Genomic DNA, 1,191 nt, shown 5'->3' with positions numbered 1-1,191 from the left:
ATCAAAAGGGGCGAGATCATGAGCAAGTTTTGCAAAGTCGTGACGATTTCCTACCCCCATTGCCCAACAGTTATGGATCATCAAAAAGGCACCGCGCCCCATTTTTATTTCATCCCCTGCCATCGCAATAATGGACGCAGCGGAAGCGGCAATGCCCAAAATATTGACCGTTACCTTGCCACTGTGAGCACGAAGCAAATTATAAATTGCCAACCCTTCAAACATATCGCCCCCTGGACTATTGAGGTTAACGACAATATCTTGCTCACCAATGGCACGAAGTGCGGCGGAAATCCGTTTAGCGGTGACACCTTCACCCCAATAATCTTCTCCAACTACGTCCAATATCGAAATCGAGTTATCCGTACTGGATGCCCGAATACGGCTATTCCATTTATCCAGTGCTTTGGGTTTCAGCTCATAGCGAATCGATGCGCAGGGGCGATCCTCCAGCGCGACTGGCAACTGATTTTTTTTCATGACGATTACTCCTCGGGACGAGGTAGATTGGATTGAGATGGGGTTACAGGTTCACCTTCAGGAAATAACCAGTTAGTGATCTGTGCTTTGAGCTTTTCAGCTTCATTGTTCGTGATATCTTTTCCGAGCTGATCCAGTGGCGTTAAANGATTGGATTGAGATGGGGTTACAGGTTCACCTTCAGGAAATAACCAGTTAGTGATCTGTGCTTTGAGCTTTTCAGCTTCATTGTTCGTGATATCTTTTCCGAGCTGAGCCAGTGGCGTTAAATTAAGCTGAACCGTATAAATATCGCCCCCTTCAATAGGCGGTAAATTCTCTAACCGTCGAACATCATTTCGGCTCATCCAGCCATTTTGTAACGCTGTTGTGTAATAAGCTGAACGTCCTGCACTGTCTGCACGTAATAAGCCCTCAACAGAAAATTCCGCATAATAATCATCATCACTGTCGAGTAAACAACGATTAATTTCTTGCTCAATATTGACCAATAAGGGACGTAGTGTATTAGTCAAAAACTGCATATTCATCCCTTCCACACTGGATGCCCAACTACTTTGCTTATCGGCATGCCCCACCATAAAAGGCGGAACGCGAAACCAACGGCAAATTTCCTCAATGCTAAATCCACGACTTTGTAATAATTGCGCAGTTTCAGGGTTCATGGTGACATTTTGATAAGACAAATCCGCTTCGAGGATCATCACCTTT

1 protein-coding gene and 1 pseudogene are annotated in these 1,191 nt (G+C 45.0%); both read right to left on the bottom strand.

The window, feature by feature from the left end; all coding sequences use genetic code 11:
• The coding region (locus B6258_RS00915; protein WP_129586837.1) for a head maturation protease, ClpP-related at nt 1-480 on the bottom strand (480 nt) is incomplete at its 3' end.
• Nucleotides 481-727: 247 nt separating this feature from the next.
• A pseudogene (locus B6258_RS00910) lies at nt 728-1,191 on the bottom strand (phage portal protein); the annotation flags it as partial.

This window comes from Proteus alimentorum (assembly GCF_002607735.1).
In the GTDB taxonomy this organism is placed as follows: Bacteria; Pseudomonadota; Gammaproteobacteria; order Enterobacterales; family Enterobacteriaceae; genus Proteus; species Proteus alimentorum.
The sequence above is the reverse complement of the archived record's forward strand: the minus strand, read 5'-3'. Positions and strand labels throughout refer to the sequence as shown.